The following is an 826-nucleotide window of genomic DNA, read 5'->3' as shown; positions in this document are numbered from 1 at the left end:
GCAGCCGCCGCCAGCGGTTCTGGTGCGGCAATCAGGTAGGAAGCCATCCAACATCTCCCGACTGGGCGGAGCACCACCTGTATCCGACCGTCACAATACGGCCATATCGTCTGAGTATCCGTTGACAATACGGACATATGGGCATCGGCACGCGAAAACACAGACTTTTTGTCGGGAAATTTTTCCTTAGCGGCACAAAGGTTTTTTGGCGCTTGGGCGGCATGTCGGGTCGTCATCGCCTCGCACGGCGAGCCGGCAATTTGTCCGAAGTGAGCGTCCCGCCGCGGGCCGCCCGATACGATTTGCGAGATTTTTCGTACCCGATAATTTCGGTCGGTAGGGGTCACATGTCCTTCGTGGTGGTCGGTCCAGAGGTGATGGCGTCGGCGGCAACAGATCTGGGCGGTATCGGCTCGGCCATCGCAGCGGCAAACTCCGCGGCGTCGGGAGTTATCACTGAGTTGCTGCCTGCTGCTGCCGATGATGTGTCGGCGGCCGTCGCCGCGGTGTTCGGCGCTCACGGTCAGGCCTACCAAGGGATCAGCCAACAGCTGGCGGCGTTTCACCAGCAGTTGGTACACAACCTGTCGGCCGGCGCGGCTTCGTATGCCGCGGCTGAAGCCGCCAGTGTTAACCCGCTGCAGGCCGTCGAGCAAAACGTGCTCGCGGCGATCAACGCGCCCAGCCAGGTGTTGCTGGGCCGCCCGCTGATCGGCGACGGCGCCAGTGGAACAGCGGCAAATCCCAACGGCGGCGCCGGCGGGCTAGGCGGCAACGGCGGCGCCGGCGGGACGGGCGGTGTCAACCGGCAGCTGTTCTCGATTGG

General features: G+C 63.7%; 1 protein-coding gene. It reads left to right on the top strand.

The genetic code is table 11. The features are described 5' to 3' along the window. Window positions 1–347 precede the first annotated feature (347 nt). Window positions 348–826: PE family protein (locus tag A9W95_RS04125; protein WP_156745993.1), on the top strand; the 479-nt coding region annotated here is incomplete at its 3' end.

This window comes from Mycobacterium sp. 1423905.2 (assembly GCF_001673155.1).
Taxonomy (GTDB): domain Bacteria; phylum Actinomycetota; class Actinomycetes; order Mycobacteriales; family Mycobacteriaceae; genus Mycobacterium.
The sequence above is the reverse complement of the archived record's forward strand: the minus strand, read 5'-3'. Positions and strand labels throughout refer to the sequence as shown.